Genomic DNA, 22,950 nt, shown 5'->3' on the forward strand with positions numbered 1-22,950 from the left:
GAACTGGGACAGCGAGGGAGTGGGTTCAAAAGCAGCTGCGCTGGTAGACTTATCCACAGTTGCTGGTAACAAAATCAGCAATCCGCCCTGGGTCAAATTTCAATCGGCAGGGTGGGTCAATTTTCCATCAGCGCCAACACATGGTGCTAAGTGGCTCTCTAAAAGCATCACAATGCATCAAAATTCATTTGTTTGCCAAATACTGAGCACTCCGAGCTCTGAGTAACCTTGTCCGGGAATCCACCCATTTCTCGGAGCACCTCATGCGGTCGGAAGTCATGCTTAGTACCCACTCCCGCGCGACTATCGGAATTATCACAGGGTCAGGCCCGGAAGCAGGCTTGGATCTGTGGGCAAAGATCCTCAAACGTAACAAAAAATCGATTGGTAAAAGCTTTCAGGGCGACCTCGATGCGCCACGAATGGTAGTGGTCTCGGAACCATTGTTGGGGTTGTCCATGGACCTTGCTGCGAACGAAGAAGCAGTGTGGTCAGCCATGCGCCAGTCTTTGAACATACTTGCACCTCAGGTTGATGCCTATGCCATAGCCTGCAACACATTGAATTGGTTCGCGCCGCGTATCGCCGAGCTGAACTTGAGTGCAGAGCTCATCTCTTTTCAGTCGGTGCTTGAGCGTTGGATCAATGATTCCGGGGTGACTCGCCTGGCGCTTCTTGGCGCAGCTCCTGTCACAGAAATGGGCGAGTGGTCAGCTTATCGCGACCTGAGCAAATTGACAGAAGTGGAGCTTCCTGAAAGCCCAAAGGATCTGCATGTCCTCATCGAAGACGTGAAACGTCTGGGCAGCGACGATCCCTCACTTCGTCCGAGGTTCAAGCAGATCATTGATGCTCTCACTTCGGATGTCCTGATTCTGGCGTGCACGGAGCTGCCGCTGATTGCAGATATACAAACTGAAAAGACCCTCGTTGATGTAACCAACTTGGTTGCTGACGCATTAGTCGCCTGCTCATGTTCAGGCGAAATTGTTACCACACCAAAGGTCGGGCGTGATGTGGAGCTGCAGGTATGAACAAGATGCAGTTCCCTAGCACCTCAACAGGAACGGCCGCGAATATCACCTTGAGTCACGGGGTAAACATGCTACAGGCTTCGAGGTCGCCGACACTGGATCAGGCCCCCGATACAGAAACTGTAAAAAAGCTGGTTGTACTGCATACCGGCGGAACTATCGGCATGGTGCCTGGGCTGGATGGGTTGACGCCTGCGCAAGGTGTACTTGAACAAGCGATCGAAAGTCTCTCGCCAGACGATGTCAATGTCACGGTACTGGCATTTGATCCGCTCGTGGATAGCGCAGAAGTCAGCTTCACGCACTGGAACCGGATGATCGATCTCATCACCGGCTCTGAGTGCGATGGGTTCGTCATCACCCACGGCACAGACACGATGGCCTTCACTGGGGCAGCACTGTCTCTAGCTCTGAGCGGAATTGACGTTCCAGTTGTTCTCTGCGGCTCCATGCTCCCACTGAATACCGGTGGCGACGCCGAAGGAAACCTTTTACTGGCGCTCAAGGCGGCGAGCGAGAATCGAGCCGGAGTCTGGCTTGCCTTCGCCAGCAAGCTCCTACCAGCCGGTGGGCTGATCAAACACAACTCTCATGATGCCGACGCTTTTCGCTCTGTGCCACAGCTCCCTGAAGCCGAGCTGCCACGTCGATGCTGCTTTAAGGCTAAACATCTGGCAATCCTGACTCTGTCCCCTGGCTTACCTGCCTCGGCTGTGGGCGCTGCTCTGAAAAAGCTCGACGGTGCTGTGTTGCGGGTTTTTGGAGCAGGAACGGTCATGTCGGATCCACTTCTCGAGTCAGTTCTGAAGGAGGCTGTCGCAAGTGGTTGCCGCATTCGTGCGGTCAGCCAGTGCGAGGCAGGTGGGCTTCATCCAGGAGCATACGCAGCCGGTGGAGCCTTATGGCGCGCCGGAGTGGAAAACGGCGGCACAGAGACGCCGGAAGCAGCACTCGCGCGTTTATGGATCGATCTATCGATGTAACACCCCTCACCAACTATTCGCGGCGTTATCAAAACAGCTCCCGCAAAAACAATAATCGGAGAGACAGATGGAATCTTTGCAAACACTGTTCGGCTACGTCGACAGCCTTACGTGGGGGTGGTCACTCATCCCCATTCTTGTAGTCTTCGGCGTATTTATCACGATTATGTCCGGATTCGTTCAGGTCGAGTTCTTTGGCCGTATGTTCCGGGTGTTGCTACCGAAGTATCAAAACAACGACCCAAACAGTTTGAGCGCCCGTCAAGCACTATTGGTATCTGTGGGAGGGCGTGTTGGTGGCGGTAACATTGCCGGTGTAGCAGTAGCGATAACACTCGGCGGACCTGGTGCCGTGTTCTGGATGTGGTGCATAGCATTAGTGGGTATGGCGACAAGCCTTGTCGAATGCACACTTGCCCAGCTTTATAAGCGTACGGATGGCGAAAACTCCTTTCGGGGCGGCCCAGCAGACTACATTCGGCATGGTCTAGGGGCGCAATACAATTGGCTTGCAATTATTTATGCGGTCTGTCTATTGGCGGCATTTGGACTTGGCTTTAATGCGTTTCAAGGTAATACCGTTGCAGGCGCGGTACAGGACTCGCTGGGCATTAGCCGCTATGTCACGGGCGCTCTGCTGACTATCGTCACGGGATTTGTAATCTTCGGCGGCATCAAGCGCATCGCCAAGGCTGCCGATGTCGTTGTACCAATTATGGCGCTTGGTTACTTAGCCCTTGCGTTGATCGTTATCCTGATGAATCTCGGCGAGATTCCGTCTCTTATTGCCCAAATCGTTTCGAGCGCCTTTGGCTTTGAAGAAGTAGTCGCCGGAGGTATGGGGGCTGCAATTGCACAGGGTTTGCGACGTGGGTTGTTCTCTAACGAGGCAGGTCTGGGTTCCGCGCCGAACGTGGCAGCGACTGCACTCGTACACCATCCAGTCAGCCAGGGCATCACGCAATCATTCTCAGTTTTCATCGATACGATAGTGATCTGCTCTTGCACTGCTTTCATCATCTTGTTAGGCGACGTGTATGTTCCCGGTGCGGCCGCAGTAGACGGTGTGGTTCTGACACAGCAATCGTTGGTCAGTCATCTTGGCGAATGGTCGAGCTATGCACTGACGTTCGCGATCCTTCTCTTCGCGTTTTCGTCGATCATCTACAACGTCTATTTGGGGGAGAGTGCACTGGCAGCAATCACAAAGTCCAAACGGGCGTTGTTGATACTGCGTGTACTGATCCTCGGTTTGATCTTCGTAGGCGCGACAGCCCCAGGCGCAACTTCGATATTTTTTTTCTCCGACCCGATGATGGGCATTCTGGCATTGGTGAATCTAGTGGCGATCCTGATGTTGTTCCCCACGGCGATACGCGTGATTAATGATTTTCGCACGCAGTTGAAAGCGGGTATCGAGAGGCCGCTTTTCGATCCTGGCAAATTTCCAGATCTTGACCTTGACCACAAGGCATGGAATCCGGGTCGATGGAAAAAACCTGAGTAGGCCTGTCTTTAAGGTATCGATTAGATATTTGGTTCTAATATAGATTTACATTGTTTAGCTATATTCGAAGTACGCAACATGCCCGATGCACTGCGTCGGGCACTTTATTTTCAGGGGGCAGTGCAGACGCTCATAGACTTCCTCCTATGCTCAAAGCATAGGCCGGGGATGTCTACCGGAGCGGGGGTAAGCCAGGGTAGCGTTTAGAGAATGTCATGAAACCCAGCTGCAGATTTGTGGCTGATAGCGTGCTTGATGCTGGGTTCGGGAACCCAATAGTGCTGTTTAAGCGCTCAGCTAATTCCGGTGCCCTGATTTCAGCGATTTTCGGACGTTTGGCATGCTCCAATGGCTATAGAGGTCACGAAAATTGGAGCGTTCATCACATATCGGTTGCATTTCAGGTCAGCAGCGCTCACCAAATTCCGGTCCGCCGCTCACGAAACTACGACTTGCTGCAACCCAGCCTTTGTTTATTCCTGCGTGTTGCCTGGCTGTGTAATCGGCTCGCCAACAATAAGCCCTCGCAATGGAGGGGCCGATGCAGCCTGGCACCCAGAGATGCATCGAATGTGCTCAGTATTTTAAATTGCGCAGGGCGCTGAGTTTTCGGTTGCAGACGATGCCGCCGCCCTCGCCTACTCAGCTTGAGCGCTTAGAGGCCGAGGTGGTGCGTTTGCGCATCTTGGGCTTTACCCCCGCCCCAGCAGGTCGCTGCAACAATTGCTGGGCCAGGGTGTCGGCCCGCGCCTGCTGTGCTGCCGCCTGTTGCTTGGCTTCGCTCAGTCCGCTGTGCAGCGCCTCCAGGCGGCGTTGCAGGTCGTCCAGTTGCCGACGTGCTGCCTTAAGCTGCACAGCGCGGCTCTTGCTCTCCTCCCGGGCACGGTCGATCTCGCGGTAGGCCCGCTCCTCAACGCCGCGCACGTAGGTCGCGTGGTCAACCCGGTCCTGTTGGAGCTTGAGCGCCAGATCCCGCACTTGCTGCTGCAGTCCTTGGCCGTGTAGGTGCGCCTCGCCTCGTTCGCGCACTAGCTCTTCACGCTGTTGGCGCAAGTCCTCGATCTGTGCCACGCGCTGGGCCAACAGCAACTCCAGATCGGCCAGGCGCGTCTCCGCCGCCTGGCGGCCGGCCACCGCCTCGGCCGCCAGCTGACGGTACTGGGCGGCATCCTGGCGGGCTTGGTCTTCAAGCGCCGCGAGCTGCTCGCGCTCGGCGGTCAGCACCTGGCGTTGCTCAGCCAGCGCTTGTTCAGCGGCACCCTGGGCCAAGTGTGTCGCCTGCTGCCAGATGGCGACAAAGGCCTGCGACACCTCGCTCGGCAGCGCCGGCAGGCGGGTCTCGCCATTCAGCCGCTCAGCCAACCGCGCCCACCATTGATCGAGCAGCCCTCCCACTCGCGCCGGGCTACCGCGACCTAGCTCCTGCCGAACTCGCTCAACAGTCGGTCGCTCCCCTCGGGCAAGCACAGCGTCTGCAGCAGCGAATACGTCAGTTTCGGGTACGCCTATCGCCACGGGTCACCTCCGGCTATATTAGGTCTGATAATGAAATATTATCCGATCTTATTTTTTTAATATTGGAAATATAATACGTTGAACGTATTAAATATTACAGATCAGTTGTCGCTGGTTAGCGAAACGCCGTTGGATCTGCATTTTCTAGCGATCAACGCTCAGGAAGCAGCAGCGGCGTTCATCGCCGCTGGTACTGCAGCCAACACCGTGCGCAGCTACCGCAGCGCCCTCGCCTACTGGTCGGCGTGGCTGCAACTGCGCTACGGCCAGGCGCTGGGCGCTGAGGCCCTGCCCTCCACGGTGGCCGTACAGTTTGTGGTTGACCACCTGGCTCGTCCGACTGCTGACGGTGGCTGGGTGCACCTTTTGCCACCGACCATCGACGCCGCGCTGGTGGCTGCGAGGGTCAAAGCCAAACTCGGCCCCCTGGCCTACAACACCGTCAGCCATCGCCTGGCGGTACTCGGTAAATGGCACCGGATTAACGGCTGGGACAGTCCAACCGAGGCGGCGGCACTGAAGACCTTGCTGCGCGAAGCGCGCAAAGCCCAGTCGCGTCAAGGCGTATCGGTGCGCAAGAAAACCGCCATCGTCCTCGAGCCGCTGCAAGCGCTGCTCGCCACTTGCACCGACGGTGTGCGCGGGATCCGCGATCGCGCCCTGCTTTTGTTAGCCTGGAGTGGTGGCGGGCGGCGACGTTCCGAAGTGGTCGGATTGCAAGTCACTGATGTGCGGCAACTGGATGCTGATACCTGGTTCTATGCGCTGGGCACGACCAAGACCGATACCGGCGGAGTCCGCCGCGAGAAACCGCTGCGCGGGCCGGCAGCACAGGCCCTCACGGCTTGGCTGGAGGCCGCACCGGCCGAATCCGGCCCGCTGTTCCGGCGGCTGTATAAGGGCGGCAAGGTAGGAAGCGCTGGACTGTCCTGTGACCAGGTGGCGCGTATTGTCCAGCGCCGAGCGCTACTGGCGGGCCTCGACGGCGACTGGGCGGCGCACAGCTTGAGGTCGGGGTTTGTCACAGAGGCCGGACGTCAGGGCGTGCCGTTGGGCGAGGTGATGGCGATGACCGAGCACCGCAGTGTTGACACCGTGATGAGCTACTTTGAAGCTGGCGCACTACTAAACAGCAAAGCCACAATGCTCCTTCCGTAGTGGTATCACCCTCTACCATTAGCTAATCTCAAGGATGAGTACAGTACGGACAACCTTCATCACAACTTATTAGGTAAATTCCGACATTCACTCAGCGCGCCACCCAAGATGAGTCCATACAGCGCTAACCCGCACCCAACCCCGTTGATTTTGGAAGGCAGCTGATAGTGACTACCATTTAAAAAATATTGAAGAGCTAACAAGCATGAGCGGCAATAAAGGTGATGAATCAAGCTCTGAGCAAGCATTCATAAACAAGGGTTTTCTTAATGAGCGCTTAGCGACTCCGCCGCATTTCAGCCCCAAAACCGCCAGAGCCTACAAAACGGCCGTAAATTACTACCGCTACACTTGTGGGAGACAATTGCCCACCTCTGTAGCAGCAATCGTAGATTACCTATCGGCCTCCAGAAATTCATTTTCACCGGGCACGCTTCAAATCCACTTGTCCGCTCTATCAAACTGGCATAGCAACCAAGGTTTCGCAGACCCAACAAAGGATAAGGTCATCCGTGAATTCATGGCTCACATCAAAAGAACAAGCGGCCATGTTCCCTGTCGTCGCCAGTCGGTGACATTTAATGACTTAACTATAATGGATGATTATCTTAATGAGGATGCGCACGATGAGCATAGCAACCTGCTGCTCCCACCCAGCAACGAACAATTACGGTCGCTACGTGACCGAGTGATCCTGCTCCTGGGTTATTGGTGCTCGCTTTCAGCCAAGCAAATCGTGGGCTTGGAGATAACCGATCTAGAGATATCAAACACCCAAGGCATGCTGATCAATCTTTCCTCCTCCACTAATCATCAAGTTAAAGTGCTGGTTCCCTACCTGAAGCATCATTGCCCAGTGAGGGCGACTAAAGAATGGATGGCAGTGATACTCTCTAATAGAGGGCCTCTGTTGCGGCCAATAAATAGATGGGGAGAGATTAAAAATGACAAAATTAATTCGCAGTCGATTAATCTTATTCTTGAAACGATTGCGAGTAATTCGGGGGTTAACGCTCGCATCACCAGCACAGGTTTGCGTAATGGATTGACCGCTAACGAAGGGGGCGGAAGTTGGGATCGGGAATCAATACTCGCGCATGCAGGTTGGCAGGGTTACCTGAGCCGTCATGTCTAGGCTCTAGAGCGCAGCGCTCGCCGCAGGCATCATGAATCGAGACAAAACTTTCGACATAGCCCCCGAAGTTCAATGGGATACACTAAAGTACGTTTGGAAAACCAGCTTTTAATCCCAAATTCGGAGGGGCCGGCGAGCGCCGTGTACAGCAGTTTCTTCTCTCCTGGGACTAACATACCCATTTCGGCAAACAATTTACTGGCACGCAACCAGCGCGCTTGCGACCCAGGCAACTCAAGTAAAAACGCGCTTAAAGCCATCGCAAGCAAACGAGGGTAAGGTTCGATCACCTGTGCAACCCCAAGCAACGCAACTGAGGCATCACCAGAAAACTGGCGAGGGATTGAAAAGTTCCGTCCTGTGATTTTTTTGACCAGCTGATAACAAAATGGTGGAGCCTCAATCCTTCTCACATGACTTCTCAGCATAACCTTCATCAAATCATAGATGAGAGTCAATTCAGCGTTTGCTATAGATGGCTTGTATGTGATTAGCAGTTGAATTCTTGCCTGCATTATAAAAGCAAGGCCATTAATTTCATTAACGAGCGCTCCCGCCGGCCTGTAGCTAGATAACTCTGACGAAAAATGACATTCGTTTTCCAAGTGACTTTCAGAACTTATATACCTATTCTCGATCAAAAACCGACAAGCGTTTTCAGCCCGGTACTTCGTGCTTCCACAACGATATTCTGTACCCAATGAACACAACGCGCACTGGTGCTTCACACAAATCACATACCATCCAAATGCCCATTGCTCTCGCCAAATGGCAGTTTTCTTAGTTTTAAGGTCATCCTTCACGCAAGCTGGGCAGAAATTAATTCGCTCTAATGAAGGAATTAGCATAAATGAAGTCATGGGGGTCCTATGCAAACTAAGATCCCGAGGAATACAAGGCAGCGTCGAAACCAAGCGACCAAAGTCCTGATCGGTATAATAGTCGGCGTCACTATTAGTCCGACTATCTAAGTATTCTCTCATACCGCGAAAAATTTGATTTTCTCCACCCAGAGACGCATAAAACAAATGTCTCTCCACCCAAGAAGAAATAGTTTCATCGCCAAGCATCTCATTCACTGTTTAGTCCTTTTTCGCTATCGGCATCTCCCGCCCTTTTTTTATCAACTCCAGATCAATTTCTTCACGCCCTTCAAGTACCGCCCAAGAGGCGGCATTGCAAAGCATCTTCACAATAGTATCAAGCACACCATCTGATTCGCTCACCAAGTATTTGACGATTGCCGATTTACCCACATCAGAGGGCGACTTCAGCGGGAAAGTCATCGTGTACGTCGCTATAAAAGATCGCAGTGCTTGCTCATCCCGCCACGGCGTCAATTCAATTCTAGAAAACCGTCTGGCAAACTGTCGATCTGAATTGATTGCTTCATTGCATTCATGGGTGCCAATCGCAATGACCATAAGATGGTACGGAGCACCCGACAACTCCTTAATAAATTTCATATTTCTGGCTTGATCAGATCGATTAGCGTGTAGCATATCGTTGACCTCATCCAATACGATACCCCTAACATCTCTGGAAGCAATAGCAGCAGAAAGTTTCTCGTCCTCTAATCGACTACTCCTATACATGTTACCCGTAACCGCACCAATAAGGTCATCACTAAAAATACGATGGCCTGCGGCATGCTTTGCTCGGATAGTCATGGACGCCAGCGTAGCCCCTGAGCTTCGCCCGAATCCATACAAGCTCAATATTTTTTGATAAAGAGCGCTTTTACCCATCCCCCCACCTGAATGAATCAGCAAGCAAGGTGATTGCTGCTTTATAGGTAGCTGCAACATGTATTTAACATGTCCCAAAATTTTTGCAGCGAGCGGGTATTCAATCCAAACATCTTCGTTAATCATACGGATGCGCGTAGCGTCATCAGCGTCGACAATGCTACGACGACTTGGAATTACATGCGGGTAGCGTTCCAACTCGCTCATTTAATGCCTCATGCATCCACAGGAAATATTTTGGGTGGGGAATCATAATCATCGTCATCGATATTAACAGTCGCGACAGGCATTTCGATCACCCCAGAGGCACGGTCGAAACCAGTGGCGTTTTCCCGATGTTCTATTTTTTTCTTAGCTTGCTTAGTTAATTTCTTTGAATTTTCGACCAGCGCTCTATTTTTCTGAATCATCAAAAAAACCTCATCAGAGGTTACTTTGGCCGCACCGCGCCTATCCCTTCTAACCTCCCTTTTGGCCGCTCGATATTCTTCAATACTTATATCCGGCCTGGTTATGTCGCTATACGGTACTTGTATATATCGCTCCCCAGTAGGATTAACCCATATATGCCGCAATGAATTGGGGTTGTACTTGATCGAGCACTTTTTACCCGATATACAGGAAGCCAATGACGGCGACCAGTAGTTGATATTCCAAAGCATTATCCCCTGGCGCGTTATGACCCTCGACTCTTCAGGTAGAAAATCAATAAAAAATTCTTGTGGATTAGCGAGCAAGGCTGGGTGAGACAGCTTTCCATTTTCTGCTGTCCAGCCTTCAATCCACTTTTCATGAGGTGTCATGCCATCCAGCATACGGTGCTCACTGTGATGGTACGACTGGATTGCACGTGCGAACCATAATCTAAACTCGGCAAACGTTAGACAGGCTTTTCCCTCGCTGTCATAGTCCCCCCTCAGCACTACGTTTGAAAGTGTCGTTCCTGGAAGAAAGTGAATATAGCTCATCGCCAAAGTGCCATTCAGACGCTCTATATGCCCTCCCCACCAAGGTTTACCAATTGGTCGCCACGCTAAGTGTATTTTATTCTTCTTGGCGGCAATTCTAAAGAATTGTGACTTAAACTCCTTGGCGTTATCCATGGCGATTTCTTCTGGCCTACCGTAGTAGGGGTATTTAATATCTTCATCACCAAGTGCCTCAATCCATTTCCCCTTAGGACATACCGCATGTGTGATTGCCATTGCCACGTTATATGCCCCTGGGGCATTTAACGATAAGTAATAGCCGGGGACGACTCGATTATGCAAATCAATAATCAACGTCGCCCAAGGTCGACATAACGGTTTGCGTGTTTTTTCATCCACGATGATGCAGTCTATAACGCAGTGGTCCATCTGCCACTTTGCGAGTGGCCTTTGTGAATTGTTATGCTTGGGTCGAGCTGAGTGCTTATCATTTGCCCTCTTGACGCCTATGGACAATTTTGCCAAATCCGACTCGGGGCGCTCTTTCAATCTTTTTTTAACGGTTCCATAGGAGGGGCGAGGCACACCAGCTGCCCGACACATTTCTTCGGCCCTTAGAAAAACCTTCTTAATTGTGCTACCAGGGCCTTTCCATTCGTGATCAATAGCCGAACTTATTATGCTTTCTATATTGTAAGCGATAAACTTAGAACCTGTTTTCCTCCCCTTTTTTGATCTCAAAAGGCTACTTGGCCCTTCCTCATCATTATAGTTTCTTAAAAGCACATAAACACGAGACTCACTTAACGATAAAGCTGCCTGCAGTTTTTCGAACGCCTCATTATCTTCAATATTATGAAAATATTCTTTTATCGCAAGATACCGATACTCAGCCAGCTCCCACTCCTCCCACGATGCTCCAGCCAAATCTTTACTTGGCCGCTCGTTTGATGGGGAGGCAAAAGAAATAAGTTCAATATCCGATAAGTCGGCTTCAACAAAAAGATGATCTGCTTCGCAGTACAGCTGCACTGATGTTTCTGTAAGGGACGCTGCGTAGGTCCACACCTTCCCTTCATAGAGAAAGCGGTCGCTTTTTTGAATAATCATTAACGATCTGCATTTTATCTAAATGCAATAATTCAAGCAGAATGATATCTAAATGCAAAAAAACGCACATTTTTCAGACAGCTGGCGCAGGTGCGTAAAAAAATAATCAGAAAAATCAATGATATAAGTATTCTTGCAATTAAGTGTTTACGACACTTTCGCCTCAATATCTCCAAAGCGCTTCAGCTCTCAGGTGAATCCTTTGCCTGAGCATGCTGCCTGTTCGGCTGACCAGTTTCCGCATTTCGAAACGCTGAGCGAAATTCGCTGGGTTTGAGGCCGGTCTGCTTGCGAAAGAAACGGCTGAAGTATGCCGCGTCGTCGAACCCCAGATCGCGGGCGATCTGCTGGATGTCGAGCGCGGTATACGCCAGCTGACGTTGTGCTTCGCGAACGACTCGCTCGCTGATGATCGCGGTCGGCGATTCACCCAGACCTTCGCGAGTGGCTCGGCCCAGCGTGACTGGCGTGATTCCCAGCGCTTCGGCGTACAGGCCAAGCGGCCAATGTTGTCTGAAATGCGTGTCGACCAACTCGCGAAACTGGATCAGCAGCCGGGACCGCCTGCCATTGGCTGGACGAGCCATCGGCACTGGCTGTTCCAGCCGGACGACATGTACGAGTAGCGCGAGCAACAATGCGTGCCCGGCGGCGACATTGCCGCGTTCCTGGCTCTGCGCTTCAGTCTGGATCAGCTGGATCAGCGGCCAAATCGGCTCTTCGCCGTCTGCATCCCACGGCAGCGGCACTACGGCCGGACGTTGCATCAAGGCCAGCAGCTCACTGGACAGGATCCGCGCCATCGACTCCAGCGGGCGCTGTGCTGCCGTGATGACCGGCCCGTCAGTTTCGGGGCTGTAGCGAAAGGCATGCACGGTGCGCTGCGGCAGCAGGATCAGGCACGGCGCACGGAAGCCCATGCGGCTGTTCTCCAGCGAAACTTCCCCCTCGCCACTTCGCACATAGACGATCTGCAGCAGCGAGTCATGCTGATGCGGCTTGATTTCGCGCTGATGCATGTCGCCGCGTTCGTTGATCCACTCCAGGTGCAGCAGGTCCTGCCATGCGGGCAATGCAGCCTGACCGTACAAGGCATAGTTGGGAATGCGTTTACTCATGAATTCCTGCCGTCGTGCCGGTGCCCGGCGCGAAAAAATTGCACTGTTTGTCCTAGTGGTTGTTCAGTCTGTCATACGCCTTTGACGTTAAATGTAACCATCTGTGTTGCAGCGTGACGGCCGCGCCCTCTCCCGCCTCTGGCCCACGCCCCAAAAAAACGAACTCTATGAATATGCCGACCTGGCGTGAATGGCTGTTTTCGGCCAAGGCGCTGATTGCCGCCTTGCTTGCGCTGTACATCGCACTGGCGATACCGCTGGAAAACCCTTACTGGGCCATGGCCTCGGTCTATGTCGTGTCGCATCCATTGTCCGGGGCGACGCGTTCGAAAGCGATCTATCGCGCGCTGGGTACGTTGCTCGGGGCAGCCGCTTCGGTCGTGCTTCTGCCGACGTTCGCTCAGCAACCGGTGATGCTGAGCCTGGCGATCTCGTTGTGGATCGGCGCCCTGCTCTTTCTCTCATTGCTGGACCGCTCGCCACGCAGCTACATCTTTCTACTCGCTGCCTATACGGTGCCGCTGATCAGCCTCGCCGAGGTCAACCACCCGGCGACCATCTTCGATGTCGCCTTGGCGCGTTCCGAGGAGATTCTGCTCGGTATCGTCTGCGCCAGCGTGGTGAACGCTGTGCTGTTTCCCAGCCGCATCGCGCCGACCCTTGCCGCGAAGATGCACCTGCTGTTGCGCGATGGGCGTGGTGCCGTCAGCCGGATGCTCAACACCCAGCACCTGGGCGAAGCCGACCAGCGTGCGCTGAATGCGCTGCTGATGGATGTGATGGGGTTGGACGCGATGATCAGCCATCTCAGCCACGACAGCGGCAGTCATTTCTCCACCGTTCATGCTCGCGAATTTCGCGCGCGGATGGCGATGTTGATGCCCCAGCTAATCTCCACCGCGGACTCGCTGCACCGACTTCAAACCGAGCTACAGGGCTTGCTGCCGGAACTGGTGTATTACCTGCAGCAGGTGGATCGCTGGATCCAGTCCGACGCCGAGGCTGTGCACGGCGAGCATCTGCGCCAACGCAGCCTGCAGCTGGCGGCCTGGCTGGGCGACAGCTATCCGGCGCATGCCCTGGCGATCGACAGTGGCCTGCGCCAGCTGCGCGCGTTGATCGACCTGTGGCAGGACTGCCTCGACCTCTACCAGCAGTTTCATGAGGGCCATCCCGAGGCGGTACCGACGCTGCGCTATCACGTACAGCAACTGGTCGGCGGGCCACGCCACTATGACTACGGCCTACTGGCATTCACCGCGGCTTCGGTAGCGCTGTCGGTGTTCTGCCTGAGCATGCTGTGGTTCGTATCCGGTTGGGAGCACGGCTATAGCGGCGTGTTCATCGCCGCGGTGGCTGGCTGTTTCTTCGCCAGTCAGGACAATCCGGCGCCGTTCATCAAGTCGTTTCTGGTCGCCACGCTCATTTCCTCGACGGCCGCCGGCATCTACCTCTTCGCGTTGATGCCCAACGTGCACGATTTCGGCAGCTTGGCCATCCTGCTCGCCGTGCCGCTGCTGTTGCTGGGCACCCTCGCCGGTCGACCGCAACACGCCGGAACAGTGATCGTGATTGCGGTGCAGACGATCTCCAACATCACCCTTCAGGACAGCTACCGCGCCGATTTTCAGCTGTTTGCCGACATCGCGCTGTCCACCGCGCTGGGCGTGCTCTTCGCCTTCGTCTGGGCCCGTCTGACCCGGCCGTTCGGTACGCTCTGGGCGGCGCGGCGATTGGTACGCCACGGCTGGCTGAGCCTGGCGGCGCTGGCAGACCTGCGACGTTGGCGCAACGAAGCCGATGATGTCTCAAGCTTCATCGACCGTATCGCCCAGCTGCTGCCACGCCTGGCTCAGCTGGATGACGATCGCCTGGCGCTGAACGACGCCACGCGCGAGCTGCGCGTCGGTTTTCGCCTGCTGGAACTGCGTGAACTGCGGCTGACGCCCGCCATCGAGCGGAAGCTGGAGCCGGTGCTGGGCATGATCCGCGCGCATTTCCTTGCCTGCGCCACCGCGCATAGCCAACTGCCGGCACCGGAGCCCTTACGCGACGCACTCGAGGCCACATTGCTGGATTTGCAGCGCGATGCTTCGCCCAGCGCACACCAGGCGGCGCAGGTGGTGCACGGCTTGCGACTGGCGCTTTTCGCCGACGCATCGGCCAGCGTGCGTGCGGCACCGGGAGGCCCCCCACCCGAAGCCGGCCTCTCCCCCGCTGGAGCGCACGCATGACCGGTCACCTCGATGTGTACGGCGTCTATGTACCGGTCCTGCTGGTTGCCATGCTGGCCGCCTACGGCGTCAAGAGCCTGCTCGCCAACGTGCTGCAGCGCACCGGCTTCTACCGCTGGGTCTGGCATCCGCCGCTGTTCAACCTCGCCCTGTACATCATCGTGCTCGGGGCCCTGTTCAATCTCCTACCCCGGATGTGAATCGTGAAGAAATGGATACCCGCCGCCGGCTCGGTGCTGCTGACCCTGCTGGCGGTTGTCATCGCCGTCGTCGTCAGCCTGCACCTGTGGGACTACTACATGGAGGCACCCTGGACCCGCGACGGCCACGTGCACGCCGACATCATTCAGGTCGCACCGGATGTGTCCGGGCTGGTGACCGAACTGCACGTGCGCGACAACCAGAAGGTCAGCCGCGGCCAGGTGCTGTTCGTGATCGACCGGGCACGCTTCGAACTGGCGGTCGACGAAGCCCGAGCCGCGGTGCTCGAACGCCGCGCGCAGTTGGACCAGGCGCAACGCGAAGCCAGGCGTAATCGGGTGCTGAAAGACCTGATCGCCGCGGAAACCGTCGAGATCGGCGACACCCAGGTCAAGCGCGCCGCTGCCGCCCTGGCCACGGCAGAGGCCGCCCTCGGCGTGGCGCGTCTGGATCTCGAACGCACCACCGTGCTCAGCCCGGTGGATGGCTATCTCGGCGACCAGACGATGCGCGTGGGCGATTACGTGAAAACCGGTACACCGGTGCTGTCGATCGTCGATACCGATTCACTGCGCGTCGAAGGCTACTTCGAAGAAACCAAGCTGCACGCCATCGAGATCGGGCAGCCGGTGGACATCCACGTCATGGGCGAAGCGCAGCATCTGCGTGGCCATGTGCAGAGCATCGCCGCAGGCATCGAGGATCGCGACCGTGTGCGCGGCAACTCGCTGCTGCCGAATATCGACCCGAGCTTCACCTGGGTGCGCCTGGCGCAGCGAATTCCGGTTCGCGTTGTGCTGGACGACGGCCAGCAGAGCGACATTCGCCTGGTGGTCGGTCGTACGGCGACGCTATCCGTGCTGCCGTGGTCGCACGACACATCGGCGATGGTCAGCCAATGAGGCGCACGGTATGCACGCTGCCGTTCGCGCTGACTACGCTGCTCGCCGCCTGCAGCGCGGTGGGCCCGGACTACCGCGTGCCAGACGAAGCCGTGGTCTTGCAGCCCGCTGCGCAGAAGCCCTTCGATCTGGCCGGCAACGAGCGGGTCGAACAGGCGCCGCTGCCGGACGATTGGTGGCGGCTCTATGACGATCCGACGCTCAATCAGCTGGTGAGTGAAGCCCTGATCGGCAATGCCGACGTGCGCCAGGCGTATCACAACCTGCGTCGCGCCTATGAAGGCTTCCAGATGGCACACCACGCGCAGGAAGTCGTGGTCGGCGGCAACGGCTCGGTTGCACGCGGCCAGCTGTCCAGCGAAGCCCTGGCCCTGGAGGAAAAACTTTCCGTGATGAACCTCGCTGACGCCGGCCTCAGCGTGGGTTACCAGCTCGACCTGTTCGGTCAGCTGCATCGCGCCGCGGAAGCAGCGGGAGCCGATGCCGACGCCAGTGCCGCGCTGCTCGACACGGCCCGCATAACTGCCGTGGCCGGGGTGGTACGCAGCTACATGACGGCCTGTCATGCCAGCGAGGAACTGACGATAGCGAAGCATTCACTGGCGATTCAGCAGCAACAGCTGGATGTCGCCGAGCGCCTGTTCGTGGGCGGTCGTGGCAACGAAGTCGATGTGGCCCGCGCCCGCGCCCAGCTGGAGGCCCTGCGTGCCGAACTGCCGCCATTCGAAGCGAAGAAGGCGGCCGCTTTGTATCAGCTCGCCGCCCTGCTCGGCCGCACGCCCGGAGACCTTCCCGAGACGATCAGCGCCTGCAGTCACGCGCCACAGCTGCGCCAGGCGATCCCGCTGGGTGATGGCACCGCCCTGCTCAAGCGCCGTCCGGATATCCGTGCGGCCGAGCGCGCACTCGCCTCCGCCACAGCACAGATCGGCGTCGCCACGGCGATGATGTATCCGCAGGTCAGTCTCGGCGCTGCGGCCGGTTACACCGGAATGCTCGAACACCTCGGTAATCCAGTGACCCGTCGATGGGAATTCGGCCCGTCGATCAGCTGGCATTTTCCGACCCGGGTCGATCGCGCGCGCATTCGCGCCACCGAGGCCGAAGCCGCTGCCGCCCTCGCCCGCTTCGATGGCGTTGTGCTCGACGCGTTGCGCGAGACCCAGACCCTGCTCACGCACTACGCCCATGACCTGCATCGTGACCAGGCGCTGGGCGAAGCACGCGATGCTGCGCGAGCCGCCGCGGACCACACACGCCGGTTGTACCAGGAAGGACGACTGGCCTATCTCGACAGCCTCGACGCCGAGCGCACCCTGGCAACGGCCGAGGCCGCCCTGGCGGCATCCCAGGCTCAGCTTTCGCAGGATCAGGTGAACCTGTTCCTCGCGCTGGGGGGCGGCTGGCAAAGCATGCAAGCGGCGGCGCGTGTTGAAAAACCATTGCCGGACGTGCCTGGCCAATAACCCAACGAGGTTCTAGTCGATGGACATGCTGCAAGCGATGCGGGTATTCGTCCGGGTAGTCGACGCCGGCAGCTTCACCGCCGCGGCGAAGCTGATCGACATGTCCACCGCGCAGGTTTCCCGCCTGGTGGCGGAGCTGGAGAACCACCTCCATGCGCGCCTGCTCAACCGCACCACGCGGCGGTTGGCGCTGACCGAGGTCGGCGCACGTTTTCTCGAACGATCGCGCGAGATCCTGGCGCAGCTGGACCAGGCGCAGGCGGAAGCCTGTGGGGCTCATCTGACACCGCGCGGGCGACTGCGCGTGCACTCGACAACGGGGCTGGGCATCCAGCTGCTGGCGGGACTGGCTGGGAGATACGCTGAGCGCTACCCCGACGTGAGCCTCGACCTGAGCCTTTCGCAACACCAGCCCGACCTGTTGGAAGCCGGGCTCGACGTCATCATCACGCTGTCCCGCGAGCTACCGGATTCCGAGCTGATCGCCCAGAGACTGGGTGAGGTTGGCAACGTTGTCTGCGCGGCGCCCGGCTATCTCCAGCAGCATGGCGTGCCGCAGCGACCGTGCGACCTGCAACAGCACCGCTGCCTGCGTCTGGCAGACCCGGTCTTCGCGGATGAATGGCGCTTCATCGCAGACGGTGCCGAAGACGTGATTCGTCCAGGCGAAGCGTTCAAGGTCAACGTTGCTGAGGCCATGGCCAGCGCAGCAGAGGCCGGCATGGGCATCTGCCTGCTGCCCGACTATGTCGCGGCTCCGGCCCTGCAGCGCGGCGCACTGCTGCGCCTGTTGCCCCGCTATCGTCTGCAGGAAAAGCAGATCCACGCGCTCTACCCGTCCCGGCGTTTTCTCGACGCGAAGATCAAGACCTGGGTCGACTTTCTCGCGCTGGAGCTGCCGCGCGCATTCGCCGGCTACCACCGCATCCTGCAGGACCCGGCCCATTGGGCCTGACCGATTGTTGCGCTGCGGGTAAAGGTGCTTCACCGCTGGTGCGGTTTTTCCGCTGCTGGTCGGTCACTAAAATTGTCGGGTGGCAACAGACGCTAGAAGCCAGTCCGCTCCTTCGTCGGTCGAGCGCTCCTTCGATCGATCGTCCTGCCACCTTTTGGCTGCCTCCCCACATGGCAGCCTCGTTTATTTCCCGGCGTCTGCCATCCGGCAGGTGCTGCACGCAAGAAGCTGCCCCCTGTCCCAGCGACCTGGGCGCGCAGCGCTCTGGAGGTTACCTGTGAACAAACTGATCTGGATTGCCGGCCTGGCACTAAGTGCCCAGCTGGCGTATGCCGCCGATGAAGCCAAGCCTTATAAATATGGCGACACACTGGATATCGCCGAGGTGATTTCGATAGACGTGCCTGCCGGCGGCTGCGAGGTCGTGACGGCCCGGATGACCTATGTGGATTCCAAGGGTGAAACCCACGAAACCACGTACCTGCGCCAAGGCCCGGACTGCCACGATTTCTAGGCCCTTGTGGCGTATCCGATCCGCAATGACCGCGCGTCGCAGCGCTGGCTCATGGACGGGCCAGGTGCACGCCCGTGTCCGGCAAGCGGTTTCTGAATGAGGCAGAACGGTTTCGGCTGTTTTACTGTCCGAGCCCCAGGGCTCATTACATTCAGGACCGCATGACCATTCCGATCTCTACCTGCCGCACGGCGTACCGCCCTGCCGCTACCCGAGCAGTACCTGGCAACACCCGCTCATTCCTGTCGGCAATCGCCGCAGCGGCGTTGCTCGGGCTTGCCGGTTGTGGCTCCCAGCAGCCGGAGACTCCCGCGCCCAAGCCGGAAGAAGTCCGCGCCAAGATCGTTCGCCTGATCCCCGCCGACATTCCCGATCGTCAGGGTTGGGCTCGGGACATCTACTCAGCCTTCGATGCGCTGGATATTCCGCCGAACGATGAAAACATCTGCTCGGTATTGGCCGTGACGGTGCAGGAATCGACGTTCCAGGCGACCCCGCCGGTGCCCGGCCTGGCGAAGATCGCGCGAGAGGAAATCTACCGGCGTGCCGGCCGCCTGCACGTCCCACGGTTCGTGGTGGATGCGGCGCTGGACGTGAAGTCGCCCAACGGCAAGACCTATAGCCAGCGTATTGCGGCGGTGCGCACCGAAGAGCAGTTGAGTGCAATCTTCGATGATTTCGTCGGCATCATGCCGCTCGGCAAGCAGTTGTTCGGCACGCTCAACCCGGTCAAGACCGGCGGCCCGATGCAGGTCAGCATCGCCTTTGCCGAAGACCGCCGATGGACCTACCCCTATGAACGGCAAGGCTCGATTCGCGACGAAGTCTTCACACGCCGCGGTGGCATGTATTTCGGCATCGCCCACCTGCTCGACTACCCGACCAGCTATCGCGAACCGCTGTACCGCTTCGCCGACTTCAATGCCGGCTGGTACGCCAGCCGCAACGCCGCGTTTCAGGCCGCAGTCAGCCGTGCCAGTGGCATCAAACTGGCCCTCGACGGCGATCTGATCATTCACGGCAGCAGCAAGGCCGGTCAGACCGAGCGTGCGGTTCGCGCGCTCGCCGGCAAGCTGGACATGAGCGAGACGGCGATTCGCAACGCGCTGGAGCGCGGCGACAGCCACGGTTTCGAGGAAACCGACCTGTATGAAAAGGTCTTCGCACTGGCCGAAAAGCGCGCCGGCAAGCCGTTGCCTCGGGCGGTGCTGCCGGGAATCCGGCTGGAGAGCCCGAAGATCACCCGCAACCTGACCACCGCCTGGTTCGCCAACCGGGTCAATGACCGGCATCTCGCGTGCATGAAGCGCGCCCGCAGCTAGCGTGCGCACTCGCTGACCAGGTGGCGCACGCCCGCGGAGACGTCTGTTTCGATTGTTTCGATACTGCCGCGGCGTCGCGGCCCCTCGTCCCTTGAACAAGGGCTGACAAAACACGGGGCTATCCGCGGCAGCCAACCGCTGCACATTGATGCCCTGCCCGATGGTCAGGAACCTGACCGGAGCGAGTCGTTCTACTGCCTAGGTCTTGATGTTTCGCACACGCTCCGCCCGGCAGCCACCGTGCCGGGCGCCCCGTCACCGTTGCTGCAACGGTTAGCGAAACTGGACAGCCATCGACTCAGCCGACAAGGAGCTTGCCATGCCTGCCCTATCCGCCATTCCTGAATGCTGTTGGAGCGCCAGCGCGCCGCCAGGCAATTTTCCGCGTCTGACCGGCGACAGTCGGTGCGATGTGGTGGTGATTGGCGCCGGCATTGTCGGGTTGAGCGCCGCCATGACGTTGTGCGAAGCCGGCAAGTCCGTGGTGGTACTCGAGGCGCGTGAAGTGGGTGGCCAGGTCACCGGACGCTCTACCGCAAAGATCACCACCCAGCATGCGCTGATCTATCGCTACCTGATCGATACCTTCGGCCAGGAGTTGGCGCAGTGCTACGCCGACGCCAACCGTGAGGCGGTGGAGCGGATTCGCCACTGGGTCACGAGCCACGCCATCGACTGCGACTATCAAAGGCAGTCCGCCTTCGCTTACGCCTGCTCCGCCGATTGGCGGTCAGCCATCGAAGAGGAAGCCGAAGCGGCGCGCCGCCTGGGCTTTGCCGCGCGCGTGGTCGACCAGCCGCCGCTGCCCTTCGCCACCGCTGGCGCACTGGAATTCCCCGACCAGGCGCAGTTCAACCCGACCCGCTACCTGATCGGCCTTGCCAATACGCTGCAGGCGCGCGGTGGGCGAATCCACCAGCACACCCGCGCGAAGAGTTTCGAACGCCAAGAACGCTGGCGCGTCGGTTTCGACAATGGGAGCGTGGAAGCCGACCAGGTGATTCTCGCTACGCACATGCCGGTCGAAACACCGGTCGACCTCGTCAGTCCGACCCAGCCGCGCTGCCATGTGGCCATGGCTTTTCGCCCGCAGGCCGGCGCGCGGCTGGAGGGCATGTTCATCGGAGTCGACGAGCCGACCCACTCGATTCGTATGGCGCGAGATGACGAAGGCCCGCTCTTCATTGTCCTCGGCCCGCGCTTCAGGACCGGCCAGGATGGCAACGTCGCCCAACGCTTCGTCGATCTTGAACACTGGGCACAGCGCAACCTGCCAGTGGGCGAAGCGGTGTGGAGCTGGTGCAATGAGGATTACGACACCGCTGACCGGATGGCCTATGTCGGTGAGCCGGATCGCGAGCAGTCGCCCGGCCTGTTCGTCGCTACCGGCTTCAATGGCTGGGGTATCAGCAACGGCACCGCCGCAGGGCTTGGCATCGCGCGGCAGATCATCACCGGACGCCGTCCGTGGAAGCATCTTTACGATCCTAATCGGCCTTCCCCGGATGACTTCAATCAGAGCAGCGACAGTCACTCGCTGGTCGACGACCTGGATTCCATCGCGCCGGGCGAAGGCGGTGTGGTCACACGCGGCGACGAAAAGCTCGCTGTATGGCGCGACGACGCTGGCATCCTGCACGCCGTATCCGCCGCATGCACACACATGGGCTGCAACGTGACCTGGAACAACGCCGACCGTACCTGGGATTGTCCGTGCCATGGCTCGATCTTCCAGGCTGACGGCGAGGTCATACACGGCCCGGCCATCGAACCGCTGGCAGCAAGGTCGCTCTGAATATGCACCCGGGCGAATTCTTCGCCGCTGACGCCTGCTGTCGCTGTGCAGCACAAGCCGTACGCTGCGTTCCATGAACGCAGCGCGACTGTTTAATAGTCGCGCTTGCCGTCGCTCTATCAGGCCGTTAAAAAACTACCTGCTAGCGCTGGGTGATCGACGTGCTGTTGCCAGTGCCGTTCTGGATGATGGCGGCGCTTGGCGGCGCGGCGAATTCCGTCAGCTGATTGAGCACGGCGACATTGGCATCGCCGGTCTGGCTGATTGAAGCCGTGCCATAGGCGGCATCCTGCACGACATCGATCTCGTTGGACGAACCGGTCTGGGCAATCTCGAGCACCGGGCCATCGTAACCCTGGCTGATGTTGACGCGGTTGTCGTTGCCCACAGAGCTGCCGCGGATCGTTCCTGTGCGTGTCGTCTGCCTGGCGGCCAGCTCGTTACCGATGCCATCCTGGGTAAAGGTGAGGTTGCTGAACCCCGCCCACTGCTCGACCTGCGCACTGTTGGCGCTGCCGAGCTGCTTCAGGTCGACCTCCCCTGTGTAGTACCGCCCGCCCACCTGGGTAACAGTGGCCTCGTTGAAGGCGCCGTCCTGTTCCACGGTAACCGCCCCGCCATAGGCAAAGACGTTCTGGTCGATGGTGATCCGGTTGTTGCTGCCGAACTGCTGGGTAGTGGCGGTTGCAGCACCATTCTGAGTGACTTCGGTGAGGTTGTCCGTGCCGAAGGTTCGGCTTTCCAGCCCATTGGCATAAAACAGCTGCTCGACCCGATGGACGTTGCCCGCGCCCTGCTGGTGGATGGTCGCCTGCGATCCGTTACCTTCGGTTTGCACCACCTCGGCAACGTTCTCGTCTCCGAGTTGAATGACCGATGCCGAATGCCCGAAGGTGTAATCACTGGCCTGATACACCGTCGCTTGGTTGGCAGTTCCGCTCTGGAAAACCTCGACCTGATTGTCGAGATTGAGCTGCGTTGTCTGAGCCGAATTGTCGCCGCCGTCCTGCTCGACACGCGAGAAGTTGGTATTCCCTTGCTGCAACTGCATCGCCGTATTCGAGCCACCACTCTGCTCGAGGACGACCTCGTTGTCGTTTCCGGTCTGGGTGGTTTCAGCCAGTGCCAAAGCCAGGCCCGGCAGCGAGCCAAGCAGGATGCAGGCGATAAGCGGTTTATGCGCGGACATGCGGGACACTCCTTCGAATACTGTTGTTGGCCGACATCATGCTGGCCTTGTCTGGCGCCTCCCTCACCGCTACCGCTCCCCTGAACGCGCCGATTGTTCGCCCAGTGGCGTCACCCGGGTATCGCCCTGACGGTG

Annotated in this window: 19 protein-coding genes; 13 read left to right on the top strand and 6 right to left on the bottom strand. The window is 58.0% G+C overall.

Translation table 11 applies throughout. The features are described 5' to 3' along the window. Nucleotides 1-341: 341 nt before the first annotated feature. The 3 genes from OUY36_RS11495 (at nucleotide 342) to OUY36_RS11505 (ending at nucleotide 3,524) form a co-directional block, all read left to right on the top strand. Nucleotides 342-1,034 (top strand): aspartate/glutamate racemase family protein, encoded by a 693-nt coding sequence (locus OUY36_RS11495; protein WP_267934385.1) that lies wholly within the window; start codon nucleotides 342-344, stop codon nucleotides 1,032-1,034. Beyond that, nucleotides 1,031-2,017, top strand: coding sequence for an asparaginase domain-containing protein (locus tag OUY36_RS11500; RefSeq protein ID WP_267934386.1), 987 nt, complete (start codon nucleotides 1,031-1,033; stop codon nucleotides 2,015-2,017). The genes OUY36_RS11495 and OUY36_RS11500 overlap by 4 nt, the downstream gene beginning before the upstream one ends. A gap of 67 nt (nucleotides 2,018-2,084) precedes the next feature. Continuing rightward, complete coding sequence (locus OUY36_RS11505) at nucleotides 2,085-3,524, top strand: alanine/glycine:cation symporter family protein (RefSeq protein ID WP_267934387.1); 1,440 nt, start codon at nucleotides 2,085-2,087, stop codon at nucleotides 3,522-3,524. Nucleotides 3,525-4,166: 642 nt separating this feature from the next. Here OUY36_RS11505 and OUY36_RS11510 read toward each other — a convergent pair. Beyond that, on the bottom strand, nucleotides 4,167-5,039 hold the full coding sequence (locus OUY36_RS11510) for a DNA-binding protein (RefSeq protein ID WP_267934388.1): 873 nt from the start codon (nucleotides 5,037-5,039) through the stop codon (nucleotides 4,167-4,169). A gap of 78 nt (nucleotides 5,040-5,117) precedes the next feature. On the opposite strand from OUY36_RS11510, the gene OUY36_RS11515 reads away from it, so the two are divergent. Both OUY36_RS11515 and OUY36_RS11520 read left to right on the top strand, forming a co-directional pair. After that, nucleotides 5,118-6,197, top strand: coding sequence for a site-specific integrase (locus OUY36_RS11515; protein ID WP_267934389.1), 1,080 nt, complete (start codon nucleotides 5,118-5,120; stop codon nucleotides 6,195-6,197). Nucleotides 6,198-6,402: 205 nt separating this feature from the next. Continuing rightward, on the top strand, nucleotides 6,403-7,332 hold the full coding sequence (locus tag OUY36_RS11520) for a hypothetical protein (RefSeq protein ID WP_267934390.1): 930 nt from the start codon (nucleotides 6,403-6,405) through the stop codon (nucleotides 7,330-7,332). 29 nt (nucleotides 7,333-7,361) lie between these two features. Here the strand turns inward: OUY36_RS11520 and OUY36_RS11525 are convergent, their stop codons facing one another. The 4 genes from OUY36_RS11525 to OUY36_RS11540 form a co-directional block, all read right to left on the bottom strand. After that, nucleotides 7,362-8,402: a TniQ family protein gene (locus tag OUY36_RS11525; RefSeq protein WP_267938162.1), complete on the bottom strand. Its 1,041-nt coding sequence runs from the start codon at nucleotides 8,400-8,402 to the stop codon at nucleotides 7,362-7,364. A 12-nt stretch (nucleotides 8,403-8,414) separates the two neighbouring features. Next, the gene (locus OUY36_RS11530; RefSeq protein ID WP_042921379.1) at nucleotides 8,415-9,287 is read right to left on the bottom strand and encodes a TniB family NTP-binding protein; all 873 of its coding nucleotides are present in this window, start codon (nucleotides 9,285-9,287) and stop codon (nucleotides 8,415-8,417) included. A gap of 8 nt (nucleotides 9,288-9,295) precedes the next feature. Then, the gene (locus OUY36_RS11535) at nucleotides 9,296-11,119 is read right to left on the bottom strand and encodes a Mu transposase C-terminal domain-containing protein (RefSeq protein WP_267934391.1); all 1,824 of its coding nucleotides are present in this window, start codon (nucleotides 11,117-11,119) and stop codon (nucleotides 9,296-9,298) included. A 182-nt stretch (nucleotides 11,120-11,301) separates the two neighbouring features. Next, on the bottom strand, nucleotides 11,302-12,237 hold the full coding sequence (locus OUY36_RS11540) for a helix-turn-helix domain-containing protein (protein ID WP_156245724.1): 936 nt from the start codon (nucleotides 12,235-12,237) through the stop codon (nucleotides 11,302-11,304). Nucleotides 12,238-12,404: 167 nt separating this feature from the next. Between OUY36_RS11540 and OUY36_RS11545 the strand changes: the two genes are divergently transcribed. The 8 genes from OUY36_RS11545 (at nucleotide 12,405) to OUY36_RS11580 (ending at nucleotide 21,626) form a co-directional block, all read left to right on the top strand. Beyond that, nucleotides 12,405-14,471, top strand: a complete 2,067-nt coding sequence (locus OUY36_RS11545; protein ID WP_267934392.1) for an FUSC family protein — start codon at nucleotides 12,405-12,407, stop codon at nucleotides 14,469-14,471. Further along, a complete protein-coding gene (locus tag OUY36_RS11550; protein WP_110776999.1) occupies nucleotides 14,468-14,671 on the top strand; it encodes a DUF1656 domain-containing protein in 204 nt (67 codons plus the stop codon). The genes OUY36_RS11545 and OUY36_RS11550 overlap by 4 nt, the downstream gene beginning before the upstream one ends. 3 nt (nucleotides 14,672-14,674) lie before the next feature. Next, a complete protein-coding gene (locus OUY36_RS11555; RefSeq protein ID WP_267934393.1) occupies nucleotides 14,675-15,574 on the top strand; it encodes an efflux RND transporter periplasmic adaptor subunit in 900 nt (299 codons plus the stop codon). Further along, entirely contained in the window at nucleotides 15,571-17,040 is a 1,470-nt protein-coding gene (locus OUY36_RS11560; protein WP_267934394.1) for an efflux transporter outer membrane subunit, read from the top strand. The genes OUY36_RS11555 and OUY36_RS11560 overlap by 4 nt, the downstream gene beginning before the upstream one ends. A 19-nt stretch (nucleotides 17,041-17,059) precedes the next feature. Further along, complete coding sequence (locus OUY36_RS11565; RefSeq protein WP_267930477.1) at nucleotides 17,060-17,995, top strand: LysR family transcriptional regulator; 936 nt, start codon at nucleotides 17,060-17,062, stop codon at nucleotides 17,993-17,995. A 277-nt stretch (nucleotides 17,996-18,272) separates the two neighbouring features. Further along, nucleotides 18,273-18,509, top strand: a complete 237-nt coding sequence (locus OUY36_RS11570; protein WP_063542305.1) for a DUF2790 domain-containing protein — start codon at nucleotides 18,273-18,275, stop codon at nucleotides 18,507-18,509. A gap of 161 nt (nucleotides 18,510-18,670) precedes the next feature. After that, complete coding sequence (locus tag OUY36_RS11575) at nucleotides 18,671-19,831, top strand: DUF1615 domain-containing protein (RefSeq protein WP_267934395.1); 1,161 nt, start codon at nucleotides 18,671-18,673, stop codon at nucleotides 19,829-19,831. Between the two features lie 319 nt (nucleotides 19,832-20,150). Then, complete coding sequence (locus OUY36_RS11580; protein WP_267934396.1) at nucleotides 20,151-21,626, top strand: FAD-dependent oxidoreductase; 1,476 nt, start codon at nucleotides 20,151-20,153, stop codon at nucleotides 21,624-21,626. Between the two features lie 142 nt (nucleotides 21,627-21,768). On the opposite strand, the gene OUY36_RS11585 is transcribed toward OUY36_RS11580, so the two are convergent. Beyond that, a complete protein-coding gene (locus OUY36_RS11585) occupies nucleotides 21,769-22,755 on the bottom strand; it encodes a hypothetical protein (protein WP_267934398.1) in 987 nt (328 codons plus the stop codon). Nucleotides 22,756-22,950: the final 195 nt, after the last annotated feature.

It is taken from the genome of Stutzerimonas sp. R40042 (assembly GCF_026642215.1).
GTDB classification, from domain to species: domain Bacteria; phylum Pseudomonadota; class Gammaproteobacteria; order Pseudomonadales; family Pseudomonadaceae; genus Stutzerimonas; species Stutzerimonas frequens.

What these genes read in the sequence shown, in the direction of transcription:
- OUY36_RS11550 (WP_110776999.1), top strand. Translation starts at nt 14,468, where the DNA reads ATGACCGGTCACCTCGATGTGTACGGCGTCTATGTACCGGTCCTGCTG.
- OUY36_RS11535 (WP_267934391.1), bottom strand. Translation starts at nt 11,119, where the DNA reads ATGATTATTCAAAAAAGCGACCGCTTTCTCTATGAAGGGAAGGTGTGG.
- OUY36_RS11500 (WP_267934386.1), top strand. Translation starts at nt 1,031, where the DNA reads ATGAACAAGATGCAGTTCCCTAGCACCTCAACAGGAACGGCCGCGAAT.
- OUY36_RS11525 (WP_267938162.1), bottom strand. Translation starts at nt 8,402, where the DNA reads ATGCTTGGCGATGAAACTATTTCTTCTTGGGTGGAGAGACATTTGTTT.
- OUY36_RS11575 (WP_267934395.1), top strand. Translation starts at nt 18,671, where the DNA reads ATGACCATTCCGATCTCTACCTGCCGCACGGCGTACCGCCCTGCCGCT.
- OUY36_RS11580 (WP_267934396.1), top strand. Translation starts at nt 20,151, where the DNA reads ATGCCTGCCCTATCCGCCATTCCTGAATGCTGTTGGAGCGCCAGCGCG.
- OUY36_RS11545 (WP_267934392.1), top strand. Translation starts at nt 12,405, where the DNA reads ATGAATATGCCGACCTGGCGTGAATGGCTGTTTTCGGCCAAGGCGCTG.
- OUY36_RS11530 (WP_042921379.1), bottom strand. Translation starts at nt 9,287, where the DNA reads ATGAGCGAGTTGGAACGCTACCCGCATGTAATTCCAAGTCGTCGTAGC.
- OUY36_RS11540 (WP_156245724.1), bottom strand. Translation starts at nt 12,237, where the DNA reads ATGAGTAAACGCATTCCCAACTATGCCTTGTACGGTCAGGCTGCATTG.
- OUY36_RS11520 (WP_267934390.1), top strand. Translation starts at nt 6,403, where the DNA reads ATGAGCGGCAATAAAGGTGATGAATCAAGCTCTGAGCAAGCATTCATA.
- OUY36_RS11565 (WP_267930477.1), top strand. Translation starts at nt 17,060, where the DNA reads ATGGACATGCTGCAAGCGATGCGGGTATTCGTCCGGGTAGTCGACGCC.
- OUY36_RS11560 (WP_267934394.1), top strand. Translation starts at nt 15,571, where the DNA reads ATGAGGCGCACGGTATGCACGCTGCCGTTCGCGCTGACTACGCTGCTC.
- OUY36_RS11505 (WP_267934387.1), top strand. Translation starts at nt 2,085, where the DNA reads ATGGAATCTTTGCAAACACTGTTCGGCTACGTCGACAGCCTTACGTGG.